Annotated in this window: 20 protein-coding genes and 1 pseudogene; 18 read left to right on the forward strand and 3 right to left on the reverse strand. The window is 65.3% G+C overall.

The features are described from left to right. Nucleotides 1–2: 2 nt before the first annotated feature. The 18 genes and pseudogenes from gspF (at nt 3) to ABMD26_RS10650 (ending at nt 17,529) form a co-directional block, all read left to right on the forward strand. Nucleotides 3–1,205: a type II secretion system inner membrane protein GspF gene (gspF, locus tag ABMD26_RS10560; protein WP_354309415.1), complete on the forward strand. Its 1,203-nt coding sequence runs from the start codon at nt 3–5 to the stop codon at nt 1,203–1,205. Nucleotides 1,206–1,215: 10 nt separating this feature from the next. Then, nucleotides 1,216–1,641 carry a type II secretion system major pseudopilin GspG gene (gspG, locus tag ABMD26_RS10565; protein ID WP_090355230.1) on the forward strand — a complete coding sequence of 142 codons (426 nt, stop codon included), beginning with the start codon at nt 1,216–1,218 and terminating at the stop codon, nt 1,639–1,641. A gap of 2 nt (nt 1,642–1,643) precedes the next feature. Next, nucleotides 1,644–2,081, forward strand: a complete 438-nt coding sequence (locus tag ABMD26_RS10570) for a GspH/FimT family pseudopilin (RefSeq protein WP_192068347.1) — start codon at nt 1,644–1,646, stop codon at nt 2,079–2,081. Further along, entirely contained in the window at nt 2,078–2,446 is a 369-nt protein-coding gene (locus tag ABMD26_RS10575; RefSeq protein ID WP_286917363.1) for a prepilin-type N-terminal cleavage/methylation domain-containing protein, read from the forward strand. Before ABMD26_RS10570 ends, ABMD26_RS10575 begins: the two co-directional genes overlap by 4 nt. Further along, nucleotides 2,443–3,066: a type II secretion system protein GspJ gene (locus ABMD26_RS10580; RefSeq protein ID WP_049861601.1), complete on the forward strand. Its 624-nt coding sequence runs from the start codon at nt 2,443–2,445 to the stop codon at nt 3,064–3,066. The genes ABMD26_RS10575 and ABMD26_RS10580 overlap by 4 nt, the downstream gene beginning before the upstream one ends. A 14-nt stretch (nt 3,067–3,080) precedes the next feature. Next, the gene (locus tag ABMD26_RS10585) at nt 3,081–3,803 is read left to right on the forward strand and encodes a type II secretion system minor pseudopilin GspK (RefSeq protein ID WP_354309418.1); all 723 of its coding nucleotides are present in this window, start codon (nt 3,081–3,083) and stop codon (nt 3,801–3,803) included. After that, nucleotides 3,800–4,831 carry a type II secretion system protein GspL gene (locus ABMD26_RS10590; protein WP_354309420.1) on the forward strand — a complete coding sequence of 344 codons (1,032 nt, stop codon included), beginning with the start codon at nt 3,800–3,802 and terminating at the stop codon, nt 4,829–4,831. Before ABMD26_RS10585 ends, ABMD26_RS10590 begins: the two co-directional genes overlap by 4 nt. After that, complete coding sequence (gspM, locus tag ABMD26_RS10595) at nt 4,821–5,441, forward strand: type II secretion system protein GspM (protein ID WP_354309422.1); 621 nt, start codon at nt 4,821–4,823, stop codon at nt 5,439–5,441. Before ABMD26_RS10590 ends, gspM begins: the two co-directional genes overlap by 11 nt. Beyond that, entirely contained in the window at nt 5,438–5,953 is a 516-nt protein-coding gene (locus ABMD26_RS10600; RefSeq protein WP_354309424.1) for a hypothetical protein, read from the forward strand. The genes gspM and ABMD26_RS10600 overlap by 4 nt, the downstream gene beginning before the upstream one ends. Further along, nucleotides 5,950–8,226: a type II secretion system secretin GspD gene (gene gspD / locus ABMD26_RS10605; protein WP_354309426.1), complete on the forward strand. Its 2,277-nt coding sequence runs from the start codon at nt 5,950–5,952 to the stop codon at nt 8,224–8,226. The genes ABMD26_RS10600 and gspD overlap by 4 nt, the downstream gene beginning before the upstream one ends. Nucleotides 8,227–8,451: 225 nt before the next feature. Then, nucleotides 8,452–9,504, forward strand: coding sequence for an ABC transporter substrate-binding protein (locus ABMD26_RS10610; protein WP_354309428.1), 1,053 nt, complete (start codon nt 8,452–8,454; stop codon nt 9,502–9,504). Nucleotides 9,505–9,789: 285 nt separating this feature from the next. Next, nucleotides 9,790–10,710 carry an ABC transporter permease gene (locus ABMD26_RS10615; RefSeq protein ID WP_354309430.1) on the forward strand — a complete coding sequence of 307 codons (921 nt, stop codon included), beginning with the start codon at nt 9,790–9,792 and terminating at the stop codon, nt 10,708–10,710. Further along, entirely contained in the window at nt 10,710–11,507 is a 798-nt protein-coding gene (locus ABMD26_RS10620; RefSeq protein WP_049861594.1) for an ABC transporter permease, read from the forward strand. Before ABMD26_RS10615 ends, ABMD26_RS10620 begins: the two co-directional genes overlap by 1 nt. 321 nt (nt 11,508–11,828) lie before the next feature. Further along, nucleotides 11,829–13,289 (forward strand): NAD-dependent succinate-semialdehyde dehydrogenase, encoded by a 1,461-nt coding sequence (locus ABMD26_RS10625; RefSeq protein WP_354309433.1) that lies wholly within the window; start codon nt 11,829–11,831, stop codon nt 13,287–13,289. Nucleotides 13,290–13,426: 137 nt separating this feature from the next. Further along, on the forward strand, nt 13,427–14,806 hold the full coding sequence (locus tag ABMD26_RS22200) for an ABC transporter ATP-binding protein (RefSeq protein WP_502948312.1): 1,380 nt from the start codon (nt 13,427–13,429) through the stop codon (nt 14,804–14,806). Then, nucleotides 14,803–16,096: pseudogene (gene gabT / locus ABMD26_RS10640) on the forward strand (4-aminobutyrate--2-oxoglutarate transaminase). Before ABMD26_RS22200 ends, gabT begins: the two are co-directional and overlap by 4 nt. A 216-nt stretch (nt 16,097–16,312) precedes the next feature. Continuing rightward, nucleotides 16,313–16,999, forward strand: coding sequence for an HAD family hydrolase (locus ABMD26_RS10645; protein WP_192000826.1), 687 nt, complete (start codon nt 16,313–16,315; stop codon nt 16,997–16,999). Between the two features lie 38 nt (nt 17,000–17,037). Next, a complete protein-coding gene (locus ABMD26_RS10650) occupies nt 17,038–17,529 on the forward strand; it encodes an Lrp/AsnC family transcriptional regulator (RefSeq protein WP_043191751.1) in 492 nt (163 codons plus the stop codon). Between the two features lie 76 nt (nt 17,530–17,605). Here the strand turns inward: ABMD26_RS10650 and ABMD26_RS10655 are convergent, their stop codons facing one another. From ABMD26_RS10655 to ABMD26_RS10665, 3 genes are read right to left on the reverse strand one after another with little or no spacing between them, the layout of a single operon-like run. Further along, complete coding sequence (locus ABMD26_RS10655) at nt 17,606–18,316, reverse strand: cupin domain-containing protein (RefSeq protein WP_354309436.1); 711 nt, start codon at nt 18,314–18,316, stop codon at nt 17,606–17,608. 30 nt (nt 18,317–18,346) lie between these two features. Continuing rightward, a complete protein-coding gene (locus tag ABMD26_RS10660; protein WP_354309438.1) occupies nt 18,347–19,630 on the reverse strand; it encodes an NAD(P)/FAD-dependent oxidoreductase in 1,284 nt (427 codons plus the stop codon). Between the two features lie 46 nt (nt 19,631–19,676). Beyond that, nucleotides 19,677–20,381, reverse strand: coding sequence for an HAD-IA family hydrolase (locus tag ABMD26_RS10665; RefSeq protein WP_049861587.1), 705 nt, complete (start codon nt 20,379–20,381; stop codon nt 19,677–19,679). Nucleotides 20,382–20,491: the final 110 nt, after the last annotated feature.

Genomic DNA, 20,491 nt, shown 5'->3' on the forward strand with positions numbered 1-20,491 from the left:
TCATGGCCTATTTCAAGTACCGGGCAGTGGACGCCGACGGCACCAGCCGTCAAGGCAGTCTCGAAGCCAGCGATCGCGATGCCGCCGCACGGGTACTGCAACAGCGTGGGCTGTTGCTGCTGAGTCTGGACAGCGATGTCCAGGCCAGCCTTGGCGGTACGCGCCAGCGCGGTGCCATGAATGCCGCCGCGCTGGTCGGTTTTACCCAGCAACTGGCAACGCTGCTCGGGGCGGGGCAACCGCTGGAGCGTTCGTTGGGCATCCTGTTGAAACAGGCTGGCGAACCTCGGCGCCGGGCCCTGCTGGAGCGCGTGCGCGAGCAGGTCAAGGCCGGCAAGCCGTTGAGCCAGGCGCTGGAAGAGGAACACGGGCAGTTCTCCAGCCTTTACCTGAGCATGGTGCGCGCCGGGGAAGCAGGCGGCTCGCTGGAGCACACCCTGCACCAGTTGGCCGACTACCTGGAGCGCAGCCAGAAAGTGCGTGGCGAAGTGATCAACGCGCTGATCTATCCGATTTTCCTGGTGGTCGGCGTGCTCGGCTCGCTGGCCTTGCTGCTGGCCTATGTGGTGCCGCAGTTCGTGCCCATCTTCCGCGACCTGGGCGTGCCCATTCCTCTGATCACCCAGGCGATCCTTGGTTTGGGTGAATTTCTGAGCGGCTATGGGCTGCTCCTGCTCGCCGCCCTGGTGGCGCTGGTCTGGGGTGTTGCCTTGGCGCGACGCAATCCGCAGCGGCGCCAGCGACACGACCGTCGCGTGCTGTCGGTCAAGGTGCTGGGCCCGTTGCTGCAACGTATCGAAGTCGCGCGGCTGGCACGAACCCTGGGCACCTTGCTGAACAACGGCGTGGCCTTGCTCCAGGCCATGACCATCGTACGCCAGGTGTGCGGCAACCATGCCCTGCGCGAGCAGGTGGAACAGGCCACGCAGTGGGTCAAGGGCGGCGGCACTTTGGCGCAGGCCTTCGGTGAGCAGCCGCTGCTGCCGGAGCTGGCCTTGCAGATGATCGAGGTGGGCGAACAGTCCGGCAACCTCGACACCATGCTGCTCAAGGTGGCCGACGTATTCGACGTCGAGGCCAAGCGTGGCATCGACCGCTTGCTGGCCGCCCTGGTGCCCAGCCTGACCGTGGTGATGGCGGTGATGGTGGCGGTGATCATGCTCGCCATCATGCTGCCGCTGATGAGTCTTACCAGTAACATTTGAGGAAACTGCGATGTCCCGATTCAACTCTGCCCGCGGCACCCGCCAGGGCGGTTTCACCCTGTTGGAAATGCTCGCGGTGATCGTCCTGCTGGGCATCGTCGCCACCATCGTGGTGCGCCAGGTCGGCGGCAATGTCGACAAGGGCAAGTACGGCGCCGGCAAGGCCCAGCTCGCCAGCCTGGGAATGAAAATCGAGAGCTATGGCCTGGACGTCGGCTCGCCGCCGGCGAATCTGCAGCAGTTGGTGAGCAAGCCGGCCAACGCCGTCGGCTGGGCCGGCCCCTATGCCAAGCCGTCGGACCTCAAGGATCCGTTCGGCCACCCCTTCGCCTACCGCTACCCCGGCGAGCATGGCAGCTTCGACCTGATTTTCCTCGGCCAGGACGGCCAGCCCGGCGGTGACGGCTACAAGGCCGACATCGGCAACTGGCAGTAAGCATGAACCGCCCGCGCAGCCACCGTGGCTTCACCCTGTTCGAACTGCTGGTGGTGATCGTGCTGATCGGCATCGCCATCGGCCTGGTCGGCTTCGGCGTCGGCCGTGGCCTGCACGCGGCCAGCGAGCGGCGCGCGCTGAGTGAACTGGTGCAGTCGCTGCGGGCCGCCAGGGTGCAGGCCATCGTCACCGGCCAGCCGGCGCGGACCCGTTTCGACCTGAACGCCGGGCGCTTCCAGGGGCCGCGCGAGCCGGTCCGGCAATTGCCCGGTGACATGCACGTGCAGTTGCAGACGGCCGACGGGCTCGGGCCGGCCTTCGAGTTCTACCCCGATGGCGGCGCCAGCGGTGGGCATCTGCTGCTGGCACGCGATGACAAACGCTGGCGCGTGGACATCAATTGGCTGACCGGCAACGTTCAGTTGCGCAGCCTCAATTGATCGGCCAGCGCGGTTTCACCCTGCTGGAAATGCTCGCGGCGCTGCTGATACTGGCGCTGTGCAGCACGGTGCTGGTGATGGCTTTCGGCAACAGCGCCCGCGCCCTGCAGCAGGCCCAGCGCAGCGATGAGCTGAGCCTGGCGGCGCGCTCGATTCTGGACGAAGCCAGCGCGGGCCAATTGCAGGCAGGCAGCACCGAAGGGCGCTGGAGTGGCCTGCATTGGCGGCTGGCGATCAGCACCCTGCCCGCCGGTGAGGCGCCGGTAGACGTCTGGCGCCTGGATCTACGGGTCGGTCAGGGTGCCCGCCAGGCTGAATACAGCACGCTGCAGGTGCGCAGCCGCGCCAGTGGCGCCAATCGATGAAAGCGCGCAGCCATGGTTTCACCCTGCTCGAAGTGCTGGTGGTATTGAGCCTGCTGGGCGTGCTGCTGAGCCTGATCGCAGGCGCCATCCTGGGCGCCAACCGCGCCATGGCCAAGGCCGAGCGCTACAGCATGGCCCTGGACGAAGTACGCGCCAGCCAGAACTTTCTGCGCGCGGCGCTGGGGCAGGCCCTGCCGCTGGCAGCGGGTGCCGGGCAGAGCGCGCTGGAAGGGCAGCCTGCCGAGGCGATTTTCGAGGGCGACGGACAGCACGTGCGTTTCTATGCACCGCTGTCGCCCAGCCTGGGAGGCGGCGTGTATCGCCACAGTCTGGAGCTGGTGGGCCAGCGCTTGCAGCTCACGCTGGCACGGTTGCAAGGGCAGGCCTTGCAACCTCACGGCGAGCCACAGGTGTTGCTGCATCGGGTGCAGGCGCTGCAGTTGAGCTATCGCGGCCTGACGCCGCAAGGCCAGCCCACCGGCTGGCTGGATCACTGGCCATGGCCCAGCCGCTTGCCGCGCGGGGTACGCATCGACGTCCGGCTGGCGGGGCCGGTGCCCTGGCCGCTGCAAAGCGTGAACCTGCGTCTGGACCTGTCCGGCGAGGCCGGTGCGCTGTGACGGCGCGAAGTGGGATGCGTCGTCAGCGCGGCGTGGCATTGCTGCTGGTGCTGTGGGTGCTGGCATTGCTCAGCGCCCTGCTGGCCGGCCTGGTGGGCTGGGTGCACCTGCAGAACCGCCAGGCGCTGTGGCAACGCCAGCATACCCAGGCGTTGCTGGCCGCCGAAGCGGGTGTGGGCATGGCGGTGGTGGCGCAACTGCAGCGCGATCCGCAACGGCACTGGCTGGCCGATGGGCAAGCCCACGCCTTGAGCTTCAACGGTGCGCAACTGGCGGTCAGCCTGCGCAGCGAGCAAGGCAAGCTGGACCTCAACGCCGGTTCCGCCGAACAGATTGCGCGGCTGTTGCAGGCCGCCGGCGCCAGCGCCGAGCAGGCGCGCCAGCTGGCCCGAGCGCTGGAACAGCGCCGGGGCGATGGTCATGCACCGTTGCGCATGCTCGAAGAGCTGCGCGCGATACCGGGCATGGACCAGTCGCTGTACCAGCGCGCTGCGCCTTACCTGACCCTGTGGAGCGGCCTGCCGAGCCCCGAACCACGCCTGGCGGCGCCATGGCTGCGCCGCGCACTGGACCTGCCACAGGGCGGGCCGCTGGGCCAAGACGCCGGGCCGATCGTCACGATCCGCAGCCAGGCGACGCTGCCGGGTGGTTACACCACGACGCTGCGCGTCACCCTGTTACTCAACCCATCGAAGGAGGGGGCACGACCTTACCGGGTCCTGCGCTGGCAAGAATGAAGCAACGACTCACACAACGCCTGGCGCCGCTGCAGGCACGCTTGCACAGCCAGTGGCGCGCATCACCCGCCCCTGGGCTGTGGCGGGCATGGCTGCACGAATTGCGCCAGTCGCTGCCCGTCCGCTGGCGCGATCGGCTGCTGCCGCAGGTGAACGAGCGCTCGATTCGCTGGCCCTTGTCAGAGCCTCTCGACAGCGCTCCGGGCGAGCGCCTGGTGCTGCTGCTGCCCGCCGACACGGTGATGGCCCAGACCCTGCAATTGCCCTTGGCAGCCATTCGCGACCTGCACAGCGTGGTGGGTTTCGAACTGGACAAGTACACGCCCTTCCCCCGCGAGCGCATGCACTACGTGGCGCGTCTGCAAAGCCGGGGCAAGACCCAGGCGCAGGTGTTGCTGGTGGCCATCGTGCAGGAGCGTCTGACGCAGATGCTGGATCAGTGTCGCGACCGTGGCCTGACGTTCGTGGCCGTGGACGGCCTGGACCGCGCCGGCCAGCCTCTAGGCGTCGACCTGTTGCCGGCGGATCGCCGCCCCCCTCGCTCCGGACATTACCGCCTGACCCGCTACCTGGCGCTGGGGTGCGTGGCCTTGACCCTGGCCTGCATGCTGCTGTGGCTGGACGCCCGCAGCGACCGCCTGGCCAGCATGCAGGACAGCGTGGCCGCCCAACGCGAGCAGGTGCAGCACGTGCAGGCGTTGCGTCAGGAGTTGGCCAACACCCAGGGCGCTGCGCGCTATCTGGCGCAGCAGAAAGCCGCAAAGCCGACCCTGACCAGCGTGCTGGTGGACCTGACCGGTTGCCTGGGTGCCGACACCTGGATCGAGCAGTTGGAAATCGCCGAGGACGGCACGCTTTCCATCAGCGGGCAGAGCGCCAAGGCCAGCACCTTGATCACCCGGGTCAAGGCCTGCCAGACCCTGGTCGATGCGCGATTCCAGGGCATCATCCAACCCGACGAAAAAACCGCCAAAGAGCGTTTTTCGCTGCGCGCCCAGTTGCGCAAGGAGCCTGCCGATGCGCCGTGAATTCACGCCACGCGAACGCCGCGGCGCCGCCTGGATAGCACTTGCCGCGCTGCTGTGGCTGGCTTGGTACCTGTTGGTGCAGAGCTGGTTCCTGGACCGCTTGGCCGCGATCGAAGAACAGGCCGATACCTTGCGCCAGCAGCAACAACGCTACGCCGGCGTGCTGGCCCAGCGCGACGACCTGCAACAGCGCCTACAGGCCGCGCGGCGCGACCCGTCCAGCCGCAGCAGCCTGCTGCCGGGCACCGACCCCAGCGCCGTGGCCGCCGATCTGATGCAACGCAGCCTCGACCTGGTCAAGGCCCATACCGACCAAGGCCCGGGCTGCCAGGTGACCCAGCGCATGCCCATCACCCCGGAGCAGGACACGGCTGAGCCGTACCGCCAGGTCAAAGTCAGCCTCACCCTGGAGTGCGCGCTGGAACCCCTGACCCGGCTGTTGCGGGATCTGGAGTACGGCCAGCCCTTCCTGTTCGTCGACAACCTGAGCGTTCGCCGCACCAGCACGGCGCCCTCGGTCGGCGGCGCGGGGCGTCTGCGCGTGCACCTGCTGCTGCGCGGCTATCTGCAACCGGCGCCGGTAACCCTGGCCAAGGAGCCTGCCACATGAAGCTGGGTAGCGTAGGCCTCACCCTGCTGGTGACTGCGGCGGTGCTGATCGGCGTGGCCAGCAGCCTGTTGCTCGGCGCCGGCCGGACCGTCGACTGGCTGCCCGCCAGCCATCCCCATGAACAACCGCCCGCCGCCAAGCCCGTCAGCCTGGCGGCGCTGCCTGAAAACGCCTTGGCCCTGACCTGGCAGCAATCGATGTTCAGCCCCGACCGCAAGCCCGATGCGGCCACCGGCAAGAGCCAGGCCACCTCCCTGGCCGGCATCCGCCTGAGCGGCGTGATCATCGACGGCCAGGCGCAGTGGGCGCTGCTGCGCCTGGCCAACCAGCGCACGCTCAAGCTGGCCGTGGGCAGCACGCTGGACAACGGCTGGACGCTGACCGGCGTCACGCCACAAACCGCCACCTTCCTGCATCAGGGCCAGAGCCAACAGCTGAGCCTTCCCGTGCTACGCCTTCCGCCGCCATCGAAGGCCCCCGCCATCACCCTTCCAAACGTAACCACACCATGAACGATCGCTACCCTGAACTCTCCCGTCTGCGCAGCCCCTTGCTGTGCCTGGCCACCGCCGTCGCCCTTGCGGGCTGCGCCTCCACCCCCGAGCCTTTCAAAAACGACCCGGCGCTGATGCAGGAAGCATTGAATGGCACCGGTTCGCAACGCACGGCGATGGTCGATCCGCCTGCAGCCACCGCAAGCCCGACGACGCCAGCGGCCACTACTGCCGCGCGCCGTCAGATCACGCGGGGCAATCAGACGTTCGTCCGCGGCCCTGCGCCGGCGGCCAATACGCCCAAGGGGGCCGCGCAAACCAGTGGCGACATCGTGTTCAACTTCACCGACCAGCCCATCGAGGCGGTGATCAACAGCGTGATGGGCGACCTGCTGCACGAGAACTACAGCATCGCCCAGGGTGTGAAGGGCAACGTCAGCTTTTCCACCTCACAACCGGTGAACAAGCAGCAGGCGTTGTCGATTCTGGAAACCCTGCTGTCCTGGACCGACAACGCCATGATTCGCCAGGGCGACCGCTACGTCATCCTGCCATCGAACCAGGCCGTGGCCGGCAAGCTGGTGCCGCAGATGCCCGTGTCCAAGCCGTCCAGCGGGCTGTCGGCACGTCTGTTCCCGCTGCGCTATATCTCGGCCACCGAGATGCAGAAACTGCTCAAGCCGTTCGCCCGCGACAACGCCTTCCTGCTGGTGGACCCGGCGCGCAACGTGCTGAGCCTGGCGGGTACGCCGGATGAGCTGGCCAATTACCAGGACACCATCAACACCTTCGATGTGGATTGGCTCAAGGGCATGTCCATCGGCGTCTATGGCCTGCAACGTGCCACCGTGGGCGAGCTGATGCCCGAACTGCAGAAGATGTTCGGCCCCGACAGCGGTATGCCGCTGGCAGGCATGGTGCGTTTCCTGCCCATCGAGCGGACCAATTCGGTGGTGGCGATTTCATCGCAGCCGCAGTACCTGAGCGAAGTCGGTGACTGGATTCACACCATCGACGAAGGCGGCGGCAACGAGCCACAGATGTACGTATACGACGTGCGCAACATGAAGGCCACGGACCTGGCCAAGTACCTGCGGCAGATCTACGGCAACGGCCAGATCAAGGACGACAGCGCCGCCAAGGTGGCGCCGGGGCTGCGCACGCGCTCGCTGTCCTCACTCAACGGCAACGGCGGCATGGGCGGCACTGCGTCCACCGGTATGGGCGGCATGGGTCAGGGCCAGGGCATGGGCAACGGCAACCTGCAGAGCCAGGTGCAGGACGGCGAGGAGGACAGCGGCGAAGAAGGCATGGACGAAACCACCGACGAGGGTGGTCTGGAAGGCGGCACCGCCGGGGCCGAATCGGGCACGGCCAAGAGCCTGGATGAAAGCACTCGCATCACGGCACAAAAAAGCAGCAACCAGTTGTTGATCCGCACCCGTCCGGCGCAGTGGGCCGAGATCGAAGCGGCGATCAAGCGCCTGGACAACGCGCCGATGCAGGTGCAGATCGAGACGCGCATCCTGGAAGTCAGCCTCAGCGGCGAGCTGGACCTGGGCGTGCAGTGGTACCTGGGCCGGCTGGCGGGCAACTCCGGCAGCACCACCGTGGCCAACACCGCAGGCAGCCAGGGCGCGCTGGGCGGCGGTGGTGCCGGGCTGGGCGCCGCCGATTCGCTGTTCTACTCGTTCGTCAGCAGCAACCTGCAGTTTGCCCTGCATGCCCTGGAAACCAGCGGCCGTACCCAGGTGCTGTCGGCGCCTTCGCTGGTGGTGATGAACAATCAGCAGGCGCAGATCCAGGTCGGCGACAACATCCCGATCAGCCAGACCACGGTCAATACCAACACCTCGGACACTACCCTGAGCAGTGTGGAATACATCCAGACCGGGGTAATTCTCGACGTGGTGCCGCGGATCAATCCCGGTGGCCTGGTGTACATGGACATCCAGCAGCAGGTCAGCGATGCCGACAACAATGGCAGTGCGGACAGCAATGGCAACCCGCGGATTTCCACGCGCTCGGTGTCCACCCAGGTCGCCGTGCAGAGCGGGCAGACGGTGCTGCTCGGCGGGCTGATCAAGCAGGACAACAGCGATACCGTCTCGGCCGTGCCTTACCTGGGCCGGGTGCCTGGTTTACGCTGGCTGTTCGGCAACACCAGCAAGAGCAAGAACCGCACGGAGCTGATCGTGCTGATCACGCCCAGGGTCGTCACCAGCAACAGTCAGGCACGCCAGGTGACCGACGATTACCGCCAGCAATTGCAGCTGATCAAACCGCTGTAGCAACAGAACCAGCCGGGTGGTGGCCCGGCTGGCGGGCGTGCTGCCACCGCGCTGCAGAATGTGCTGCGCGGCCCTGCTTTTTTGCAATAAAACGCTTCCCTGATGCCAATTTGTGACCGTTTGCAGTACAGCGTTACCGGTAAATTGGATACCCAAGGTCCTGCAGAGCGACCGCATGACAACCGTCTCGCGCCTCCAACCTGCCAACTTTCGGGAGTCCTGTACATGACATCGATGACGCTGCGCGCATTCAAACTGACCGGCCTGGCTTTGCTGGTCGGCGCCTTCGGGCAGGCCTGGGCCGAGGACATCACCTTCGTATCGCAGGGCGGCGCCTACCAGGAAGCCCAGAGCAAGGCGATCCTGGAGCCGGCGGCCAAGAAGCTGGGCCTGACCCTCAAGCAGGACAGTTCGCCCAAGGCCTACCCGATCATCAAGACTCAGGTGGAAAGCGGCAAAGTCAGCTGGGACGTGGTCGACCTGCCCACCGGCGATTGCCTGCGCGGCGAAGCCGAAGGCCTGTTCGAAAAACTCGACCCAGCGTTGATCCCCAATGCCGCGCAGCTTCCGGCGGAGCTCAAGGACGACTACACCGTGGGCTACATCAGCTATTCGACCGTGCTGGCCTACCGCACCGATGCCTTCAAGGGCGAAAACGTCCCCAAGACCTGGGCGGATTTCTGGGACACCAAAAAGTTTCCCGGACAACGCTCGCTGCGCAACCTGCCGCGCCCTACCCTCGAAATTGCCCTGATGGCTGACGGCGTGGCGCCCGACAAACTGTATCCGCTGGACGTGGAGCGCGCCTTCAAGAAACTCGAGGAAATCAAACCGCACATCGCCACCTGGTGGACCTCGGGCGGGCAATCGGCGCAGCTGATCAGCGACGGTGAAGTGGACATGATCCAGGCCTGGAATGGCCGCATCACGGCCGTGCAGGCCGACGGTGCGCCGGTGGCGTTCGACTACAACCAGGGCGTGCTGGAAACCAACTCGCTGTGCGTGCTCAAGGGCACACCGCACAAGGCGGCGGCGATGAAGTTCGTCAACGGGGCCATCGATGCCAAGTTGCAGGCAGCCCTGCCGATGATCATCGACTACGGCCCGCTGAACCCGGAAGCCTTCAAGACCGGCACCATTCCCGCCGAGCGCGCGGCCAAGCTGCCGTCGTCGCCGGAGAACATCTCCCGTCAGGCACTGCTGTCGGCCAAGTGGTGGGCGTCTCAGGAAGGGGTGAAGGCTGAAGAGCGCTGGCTCTCCTTTGTGCAGAAGAAGTAGCGGTGCCAGGGCGGGCCTCTTGGCGGGCAGAAGGCTCGCCGCCCGCCCCGCTCCCACAGACAGCGTGCGCGCTTTTTGTGGGAGCGGGTCTCTGCCCGCGAAGGGGCCAACGCAGTTGCTGCTGTCGCCCGCCCTCAATACGAAACAAACCACTTGCGCGCGGGCCGTTTAAGCCCGCTTCGTTCTTTGGCTTGTCGGTACATTGAACCCTGAGGGTCGCCCTGACCGACCGACAACAAGCTGCTTGCGCTGGTCCACCGGCGCTCGGCCGTGAGGAATCGTTCCATGTCCAACGCCTATCTCGCCAAATCCCTGCCCGACGCCCACCGTGAGCCACCGGCAAGCAATGCCGATGCCCTGGCACGCGAAGAGCGTCGGGAAAACACCTGGATGTTGCTGCTGCTCGCCCCGGCGTTGTTCATGGTGGTGGTGCTGCTGATCCTGCCGATGTGCTGGCTGGCGTTCCAGTCGGTGCAGACCGAAGAAGGCTTCTCGCTGGCCAACTACGCGCGCATCTTCGAAGAACGCATCTACTGGGACACCTTCTACCTGACGTTCAAGATCAGTTTGATCGTGACCCTGTTGTCCATCGTCATGGGCTTTCCCATCGCCTACGCCGCCTCGCGCCTGCATGGCTTCTGGGCCAACCTGATTCTGATCTGCGTGATCCTGCCGTTCTGGACCAGCGTGCTGGTGCGCTCCTACGCCTGGCTGGTGTTGCTGCAACGGCGCGGCGTGGTCAATCAGACACTGCTGGACCTGGGCATCATCGACCAGCCGTTGAACATGATGCACAACACCACCGGCACGGTGATCGGCACCCTGCACGTGATGCTGCCGTTCATGGTGCTGCCGCTGTATTCGGTGATGAAGAAAATCCCGCAGGACCTGATGCAGGCCTCCGAGAGCCTGGGGGCAAAACCCTTCTACACCTTCCGCCGGGTGTTCCTGCCGATGGCCGCGCCCGGTGTGATGGCCGGTTCCATCCTGGTCTTCGTGATCTGCCTGGGCTTCTTCATCACGCCTGAACTGCTGGGCGGCGGTCGCACCATCCTGGTGTCGATGCTGGTGCAGCGCAATGTCGAGCTCTATCACGCCTGGGGCGCCGCGAGTGCGGTGGGCCTGGTGCTGTTGTTCGTGGTGTTCCTGATCTTCTGGGGCATCAACCGCTTCATCCCCATCGAACGCATCCTGGGAGCACGCTGATGAATACGCTTGCCTACCTGCGCCAGCTCCGCCTGTCGCACGTGCTGTTCACCGTGCTGGTCGCGGCGATTCTGCTGTACCTGATCGTGCCGGTGCTGATCGTGGTGCCGATGTCGTTCTCCGAGGCGCGCTTTCTGCAGTTCCCGCCCAAGGAGTGGTCGCTGCGCTGGTATGAAGCCTTCTTCCAGAGCGCCGAGTGGATGTCGGCGGCGCGGGTCAGCCTGATCACGGCGGTGGTGACCACGGCGGTCAGCCTGCCGATCGGCATGGCCGCGGCCTACGCCATCAACAACTCGAGCCTGAAGGTGATTCGCACCCTGCAGATCGTGTTGCTGCTGCCCATGATGGTGCCGATCATCCTGATCGCGGCGGGGGTGTTTTTCGTCTACGCGCGGGTGGGGCTGATCAGTTCGCTGACTGGTCTGGTGCTGGCGCACATCATGCTGGCCCTGCCCTACGTGATCATCGCCCTGCTGGCCGGGCTGCGCAATTTCGACATGTCCCAGGAAATGGTCGCGCGCAGCCTGGGCATGAACCGTTTTCGCGCGTTCATGGCGGTGACCCTGCCACAGATCAAGCCCAGCGTGGTTTCGGCAACCCTGTTCGCGTTCATCACTTCGCTGGATGAAACGGTGGTGGCGCTGTTCATCTCCGGGGGCGACAACCAGACCCTGACCAAGCGCATGTTCACCGCGCTGCGCGACGAGATCGACCCGACGATCGCGGCAATCAGCTCGATCCTGATCCTGGCGTCGCTGATTCTGGTGGTGGTGGCTGGGCGGAATAAGCAGGGGTGACTGTTAGGGCCTCTTCGCGGGCAGAGCCCGCTCCCACAGTCATAGCCTTCGCATTTGAGATCCCCTGTAGGAGCGCCTTTTCGCGGGCAGAGGGCTCGCCGCCCGCCCCGCTCCCACATGGATCGCTCATGCAATGGAGATCTTCTGTGGGAGCGGGCTCTGCCCGCGAAGAGGCCAGCACTGACACACCCCAGCACAGCCTGCCGCCACCCCACCGCAATTCAGCATCCACGCCCCGCCGCGTGCCCCATCTCGGCATCGGCCACTGCGCGGACATTTCTACACTAGGTCCATCGTTCGGACTGCAAAGGCACCCTGATCATGTTGAAGCACTCACTGCGTGACCCTTCCCTGCTCGTCGAGCAGGCCTACGCCAACGGCCAGTGGATCAATGCCGATGACGGCGCCACCCTGGCGGTGACCAACCCCGCCGATGGCAGCACCATCGCCCACGTCCCGGCCCTGCAGGGCGCCGAAACCCAACGCGCGATCGCGGCGGCCGAAGCCTGTTTCGCCACCTGGCGCGAAGTGCCGGCGGCCGAACGCGCCAAGCTCCTGGAAAAGTGGTACCAGCTGATCATGGACAACCAGGAAGACCTGGCGCTGATCATGACCGCCGAACAGGGCAAGCCCCTGACCGAGTCGCGCGGCGAAATCGCCTACGGCGCCAGTTTCGTCAAATGGTTCGCCGAGGAAGCCCGGCGCATCTACGGCGACACCATTCCTTCACCCACCGCCGACCGCCGCATCCTGGTGCTCAAGCAACCGATCGGCGTGGTCGCGGCGATCACCCCGTGGAATTTCCCCAATGCCATGATCACCCGCAAGTGCGCGCCGGCCCTGGCCGCCGGCTGCCCGGTGCTGGTCAAGCCCTCGGAGATGACCCCGCTATCGGCCCTGGCCCTGGCGGTACTGGCCGAGCGCGCGGGGATTCCGGCGGGGGTGTTCAACGTGCTCACCGGCCTGCCGGCAGGCGTGGGCGGCGAAATGACCAGCAACCCGGCCGTGCGCAAGCTGTCGTTCACCGGCTCCACCCGCGTGGGCCAACTGTTGATGAGCCAGTGCGCCTCGACCATCAAGCGCCTGAGCCTGGAACTGGGCGGCAACGCGCCGTTCATCGTGTTCGACGACGCCGACCTGGACCTGGCCATCGCCGGAGTCATGCAGAGCAAGTTCCGCAATGCCGGGCAGACCTGCGTGTGCGCCAACCGCATTTTGGTGCAGGACGGCATCTATGCCCGTTTCGCCGAACGCCTGAAGGCAGCCGTGGCCGAGCTGAAAGTCGGCGATGGTCTGGCCGAAGGGGTGACCATCGGCCCATTGATCAATGCCGCGGCGGTGGACAAGGTGGCGCGCCACATCGGCGACGCGGTGGAAAAAGGCGCCACCGTGGCCATTGGCGGGTTGCCGCAAAACGATGGCCTGTACGTGCAGCCCACGGTGTTGCTGGACGCCAACGCCGACATGCTGCTGGCCGGTGAGGAAACCTTCGGCCCGGTGGCGCCGCTGTTCCGCTTCCATACCGAAGAAGAAGCCCTGGCACTGGCCAACGCCACCCCCTACGGCTTGGGCGCCTACTACTTCACCCAAGACATGCGCCGCGCCTGGCGCGTGGGCGAGCGCCTGGAGTTCGGCATGGTGGGCTTGAACACCGGGATCATTTCCATGGAGGTGGCGCCATTCGGCGGCATGAAGCAATCGGGCACCGGCCGCGAGGGTTCCAAGTACGGCCTGGATGAATTCCTCGAAGTGAAGGCCTGGCATATCGGCGGGTTGGGGTGATGGTGGGCCTCTTCGCGGGCAGAGACCCGCTCCCACAAAAGCGCGCACGCTGTCTGTGGGAGCGGGTCTCTGCCCGCGAAGAGGCCGGCACTGACACCCTCCCGAAACGACATTCTTGATCTCTTGGAGCACCACAGATGAATTTCACTGAAGGTTTCGAATCGGTCAGCGTCAACCAGGTCAGCAAGCACTACGGCAGCCTCAAGGCGCTGGACAACGTCAACCTCAAGGTCGAAGCCGGCGAGTTCATGTCGTTGCTCGGCCCGTCGGGCTCGGGCAAGACCACCCTGCTGAGCATCCTGGGCGGCTTCATCCGGGTCAGCTCCGGCAACATCCTGTTCGGCGAACGCAACGTCACCCTGATGCCGCCGCACAAGCGCGAGATCGGCGTGGTGTTTCAGAACTACGCGCTGTTTCCGCACATGACCGTAGGCGAGAACGTGGCCTTCCCGTTGCGCGCCCGCGGCGAAAGCGCGAGCAAGAGCCGCGATCGGGTCAAGCAGGCGCTGGCCACGGTCGAACTGGGCGGCTACGAAGAGCGTTCGATCGCAGCGCTTTCCGGCGGCCAGCGCCAGCGCGTGGCCCTGGCCCGGGCCATCGTCTTCGAGCCCAAACTGATTTTGATGGACGAGCCGCTGTCGGCCCTGGACAAGCAGCTGCGCGAAACCATGCAGATCGAACTGCGCGCCCTGCACAAGCGCCTGGGCGCGACCATGATCTACGTGACCCACGATCAGCGTGAAGCGCTGACCATGAGCGACCGCATCGCCATCATGCGCGGCGGGCAACTGGTCCAGGTCGACACCCCTCGCCGCCTGCACGATCACCCTTCGGACGACTTCGTCGCCAGCTTCATCGGTGAAAGCACCCTGGTGCCGTTGCAACGCGGCGCGGACAACGGCTTGACCCTGGGTGCCACGCCGCTGCGCACCACCCGGCCGGTCCCGGCTTCGGGCGATGTGTTCCTGGCGCTGCAGTCGGAAAAACTGCTGCTGGACAGCGCCAGCGCCGGGCCTGAGTGGAACCGCTTGAGGCGGGCGGGTCGCCGACATCGTCTTTCAGGGCGAAAGCCTGAAGGTTTTCGTCGACCTGGACGGCGGCCCAACGGTCAGCCTGCGCCAGCCCAGCCACCACGAAGGCAACCTGAGCCTGCCACCGATCGGCTCGCCGATGCTGATGCGCCTGCACCCCGAAGACACCATCGTAGTGCCCCGCGCCGGGGTTTGAGGAGGTCAGTGCTGGCCCCTTCGGGCAGAGGGCCCGCCGCCCGCCCCGCTCCCACAGCTGTGCAGGTCCTTGTGGGAGCGGGCTCTGCCCGCGAAGAGGCCCTCACTGACACCCCTACACCCCACCACCCAAACAACCCAAACAACCCAAACAACCGAATCTACCGCCCCACCCGCAAAAAACAGGCAAACACCCCACCACAGCCCGCAACTTCGGTGCTTGTGATTTGCGCCACTCCTTATCCTGATCACATCACCCGCCACGCTCGGCGCTCACGGAGATCGAGATGAATTCTGCACTGACCGAAAATCAACGCCTGCTTGCCCTGCGCGAACAACACGTTCCCCGTGGCATCGCCACCGCCCACCCGGTAGTCGCCGCGCGCGCCCAGGGCGCCGAGCTGTGGGACGTGGACAACAAGCGCTTTCTGGATTTCGTCGGCGGCATCGGCGTGCTCAACGTCGGCCACAATCACCCGGCCGTGGTCGAGGCGGTGCGGCAGCAGGTGGGCAAGGTGTCCCATGTCAGCTTCCAGGTAGCAGCCTACGAGACCTACATCGATGTGGCGGCGCGGCTCAATGCCCTGATCGGCGGGGATGAGCACTACAAAACGGTGCTGTTCACTTCCGGCGCCGAAGCGGTGGAAAACGCTATCAAGATCGCCCGCAGCCATACCAACCGGCCGGCGGTGATCTCGTTCCGCGGAGGCTTTCACGGCCGCACCCTGCTGGGCGTCACCCTGACCGGCATGAGCCAGCCCTACAAACAGAACTTCGGCCCGTTCCCGGCGGAGATCTATCACGCCAGTTACCCCAATGCCTATCGCGGCATCAGCAGCGAGGACGCCCTGGCGCAGTTGCACGAACTGTTCGCCAGCGACGTGGCACCGGACCGAGTGGCGGCGATCCTGATCGAGCCGGTGCAGGGCGACGGCGGTTTTCTGGCCGCGCCGGTCGAATTCCTCCAGGCGCTGCGCGCACTGTGCACGCAACACGGCATCGTCCTGATTGCCGATGAGATCCAGGCCGGTTTCGGTCGTACGGGGAAAATGTTCGGCTTCCAGCATGCTGGTATCCAGCCGGATCTGGTCACCGTGGCCAAGTCCCTGGCCGGTGGCATGCCGCTGTCGGGCGTGGTCGGTCGGGCCGAGATGATGGATGCACCGACCCCAGGCGGTTTGGGCGGGACCTATGGGGGTAACGCCGTGGCCTGCGCGGCGGCACTGGCGGTGCTGGACCTGTTCGAACGTGAGGACCTGGTGGCCCAGGGCGAGCAACGCGCGGTGCAGTTGCGCGACGGCTTGCTGGTCCTTGCAGAAACGTTACCCGCGCATCGGTGAAGTGCGTGGCCTGGGCTTCATGCTGGCGATCGAGATGGTCAAGGACGATGCCGCGCACAGCCCGGATGTCGACCTCACCCAACGGGTCATCGACGAGGCGCGCCATGCAGGGCTGCTGGTGATCAAGTGTGGTTTGTACCGCAACGTGGTGCGCTTCCTGGCGCCGCTGGTGACCACCCAGGAGCAGGTGGCAGAGGCCTTGCAGATGCTCGACAAGGCATTGGCAAAAGCCGGGGCCTGACTGTGGGAGCGAGGCGGGCGGCGCGCTCTTCGCGGCCACGGACCGCTCCTACAGGGATCAGGACCAAACGTAGGAGCGGTCATCGGCCGCGAAGAATGCACCGCGGTTCACCTGGCACACTGCGGCGACCTCTTCGCGGCCATGGCCCGCTCCTACGCCGGAGAAGCTGTAGAAGTCTGCAGGGAAGCCACTCATACCGTCGCCCGGGAGCCAATCATGAAAGTCACACAGTACAAGGCGCTGGGGTTTTCCTATGCCACCCTGGTCGACCGTGAACGGGGCATTCTCGAAGGCCTGCGACCCCTGTCGGTGCAGAGCCGAACGCCCAGCAGCGACGAGCAACTGCTGGGCGCCTATCGCGAGATCGCCCAGGAGCTTGGCCAGGCGGGCGGCAACGCCAGTGCCAGCGCTTTCCACGGCCAGCTGTACCAACGCATGGCGCACCGATTGCATGTGATTCCCGGCTGGGATGAAAGTGTTGCCTTCGGTAGCTCGTCAGCTCATTGGCCGATCTTCGAAGACGCCCCCGGCGCCCTGCAATACCTGAGCAAGTTCTACCGGTTGATACTGATCGCCCCACCCCAGGGCATCGATGTCGGCGCCCTGACCCAACGCTTGCCGGTGGCATTCGATGCGGTCATCGAGCCTTGCAACGACGCCTGGCACAGCAGCCTCGCCAGCGAGCTGCAGCGCCTGGACCTGGAGCGTTCGCAGTTGCTGCCGGTGCGCAGTACCGAAACGGATGACCCATGGAACCTGCGTGTGGATTTTCCGGTGTGTACCCTGCACCGCGATCATCGCCAGCCATGGAATCTTTCGCCCCAGGCTCTGGACGGCAAGCGCTGTGAGTACGCCAGCCTTGCGGACCTCGCCCATGCCCATCAAACGGCATTGCACGCCTGAGGCCCACGTTCATGTTCTGACTTGACGAGGTCCACCCCATGGATGCTGCAACGAAACTGGATCGCATCGACATCAATATCCTGGTGCAACTGCAGAAGGACGGGCGCATGACCAACGTCAGCCTCGCCGAAGCGGTGGGCCTGTCACCCAGCCCCTGCCTGCAACGGGTCAAGCGCCTGGAATCGGCGGGCTACATCAGTGGCTACGAAGCGCACGTCAACCTGGCCAAGTTCGCCAGCTCCGTGACGGTGTTCACCGAAGTGACCCTGTCGGACCACAAGCGCGCCGATTTCGTGAAGTTCGAATCCAGCATCCGCAACATCGACGAGGTGCTCGAATGCCATTTGATCAGCGGTGGGTATGACTACCTGGTGCGGTTCCTGTGCAGCAGCATCCAGCACTACCAGGAATTGATGGAGTCGATCCTCGACAAGAACATCGGCATCGACAAGTATTTCAGCTACATCGTCATCAAGAGCCCGGTGCTCAAGAGCGCCGTGCCGTTGCGCAGTCTGGTGCGGGCGGTTTGACAGCCGCACCGCATCCAGCCAGCTCACCAACCCCCCTGTAGCAGCGGCGCAAGCCGCGTCCGCTGGTCACACGGTCTCAACTCAATATGCAAAACACCTTGCGCACCGTCTGCGTGCTGGCCCAGGCATTGGTCGCGCCTGCCGGCACCACTACGACCTCCCCTGCGCTCACCGTGCATGCCTCGCCCTGCTCGGGCGTGAGGGTCATGGCGCCTTCCAGGATGAACATCAGCTCGCTGTAGCCCGGCTGCACCTGCTTGCGCGCATAGGCCTCGCACTGCCACAGACCGATGCGCAGATTGGCCGCGCTGAACAGCGTTTCGCTCCAGGCCTTGGGGGTAGGCGTGAGCAGTACCGTGGCGGCCGGTGGATCGCTGGGCGGCAGTGATAGGGTGAAGTCGATCTTCAGCGGCGTGTTCGGCATGTCGTTGCTCGGCGGCAAACCGGGAAAGGCCATGAACAGGCGGCGCAACTGCCCCCGATGCTGCCAGCGCACAGCCACGCCACGGGGCACCACGAAACAATCGCCGGCCTTCAACCGCAGGTCGAAACCCTCGCCTTGCAGGGTCAGCTCGCCAGCCTCCACGACCCCCAACTCGACCCAGGGAAAGTCTTCGATCAAGAGGTTGGCGCCGACACTGGTCGAGGCACCCACGGCATAACCCGTGCGCGGATCATGAAAATGCACGGTACGCCCGGCCGCCAGTGGGTCGTCCTGCAAGGCAAAGGCTGCCAAGGGCAATTGGCGGTCCGCAGGAGGTTGTGAGTAATGCAGGATCGGGGGCATAAGGCTCGTCTTGGCAATGAGGTTCGCGGCTCAGCGGCCGATGGCATCCAGCAGTTGTTGCCAACCGGCGGCCAGGCGTACACCGGGCGCGCGGAAGGCATGCAGAGGAATGGGTTTGAAGGTATCGCCCGCCAGCAGCCCCAGTTGCACCGGCTCGCCGGCAGTCATGGCCGCCAGTTGCTTGCCCATGTAGGTGGACATCGCCACACCGCCGCCGTTGTAGCCGATGGCATAGAAGCTGCGCGGGTCCAGCTGACCGGCGTGGGGCAGGTAATCGAGGGTCATGGCCACCAGGCCCGACCAGCGAAACGTCACGGGCTGGTCACGCAGAATCGGGAACACCACGCCCATGCTGCGTTGCAGGGTGGCGAAGGCACTGTCCGAGTCGTTCTTGCCGAACGCACCGCGGCCACCAAAGATCAGCCGGTCGCCGACCACGCGGAACCAGCGCAGCATGCGCTTGGTGTCGCCACAGACCTGACCGCCGGGCATGAGTCTGGCCAGTACATCGGCGGGCAGTGGCGCGGTGGCGATGATGGCGCTGCGAAACGGGATCAGTCGTCGATGCAGGGTGTCGGTCGCGGCGCTCTGGTCGGAATAGCCATTGGTGGCATACACCACCTGTTTGGCACTGACCCGACCCTGAGGCGTTTGCACGATCACCCGGTCAGCCTCTTGGCGAACCTGCAACGCCGGGCTGTTGATGAACATCTTCACGCCCCGTTCGTGCAGGCTGTTGGCCATGCCACGGGCGTAGTTGAGCGGGTGGATGCCGCCCGCCTTCGGCGTCAGCAGCCCACCGTGGAAAATGCTCGATCCGGTCATTTCCCGCACCTGGGCGGCATCGATCATCCGTGACGACTCGCCGCCGGTTTCGCGCTTGATCCACTCGGCGGTGTTGCGCAGGCCGGTCAGGGCGAGCTCGTTGTGGGCCGCGGCGATGTGCCCACCCATGTGCAGCTGGGCGTCTTCGATGCCCAGGCTATCGACCATTTCCATCAGGCTGTCCACAGCGGCATAGCCGGTCCGGTACATGTGCAACGCCGTGTCACGGTCGAAGCGTTGCATCAGGGTCGCAAAGCCGACCCGAAACTTGGGCGACACCACGCCGCCGTTCCGGCCACTGGCCCCCCAGGCCAGGGTATTGGCTTCCAGAATCAACGGCTCGCGACCGCTCAGGGCAATGTGATGCGCTGCCGAGAGCCCGGTGTAACCGGCGCCGACGATCACCACGTCGCACTGCCGGTCGCCCTGCAGCGCTTGCAGTGCCGGCCCCGGTCGGGCGGTGGCCGCCCACAAACTCTTCACAGTCATAGCCGGTTTCCACGAGAGGCGGCGCTCCAGATGAGCGCCGCGGTTGTCAGCCTAGTTCCTGCTCGACCGCGTCGGCCAGTTGCGCCAGCGAGGTGAAGTGGTAATGCGGCTTGGTGTGCTCGGATTCCAGGGTGCCGCCGCTGCCTTTCTGCGCGTGGCGACGCTCGATCCAGCAGGTCTGGTAGCCCAGACGCATGGCCACGCCGATGTCGTGATACTGGCTCTGGGCGACGTGAAGAATCTCTTCGAAGACGATGCCCTGCGTGGCCAGTACGCCACGGGTGTAGGCGAAGAACTGCGGATCGGGCTTCTCGAAGCGCACGTCGTCGACCGTCACCCGCACATCGAAGGGCTCGTCGAGGGTCTTGGCCATGTGGTTCAGGGCCCAGATCTGCGAATTGGTGGTGGCCACCAGCTTGAAGTGCTTGTGCAGACGCTTGAGCGCTTCGACCGAATCCGGGAAGGCGGGGAAGTTTTCCACGGCCAGGGCCAGGCCGCGGGCATATTCGTCGTTGTCCGGCAGGCCGAGTTTGCCGGCGATCAGGTGGTAGCAGCGCTCCAGGTCGTCCGGCCACCAGCCCGAGTCGGGCATGGCGCGAGCTTCGCGGTAGGCCTTGAGAATGTCGTCGTCGCTGCACGCCTTGCCCGCTTCACCGGCCACTTCGCGCACGTGGTTGAGAATGCCGGCTTCGAAATCGATCAGGGTGCCGACAACATCGAACGTCAGGGCTTTGAACTGCTTGAATGACATAGGGCGCTCCGCAGGATGAACCAAGGGAAGGTGCTGGGTGTGGTTCAATTATCAGCCGGGTGAATCGCCATATGTTCTGTTTTGTCCTTACCTGAGGGCATAACCTACCG

This window comes from Pseudomonas sp. PvP001 (assembly GCF_040546375.1).
In the GTDB taxonomy this organism is placed as follows: Bacteria; Pseudomonadota; Gammaproteobacteria; order Pseudomonadales; family Pseudomonadaceae; genus Aquipseudomonas; species Aquipseudomonas coleopterorum.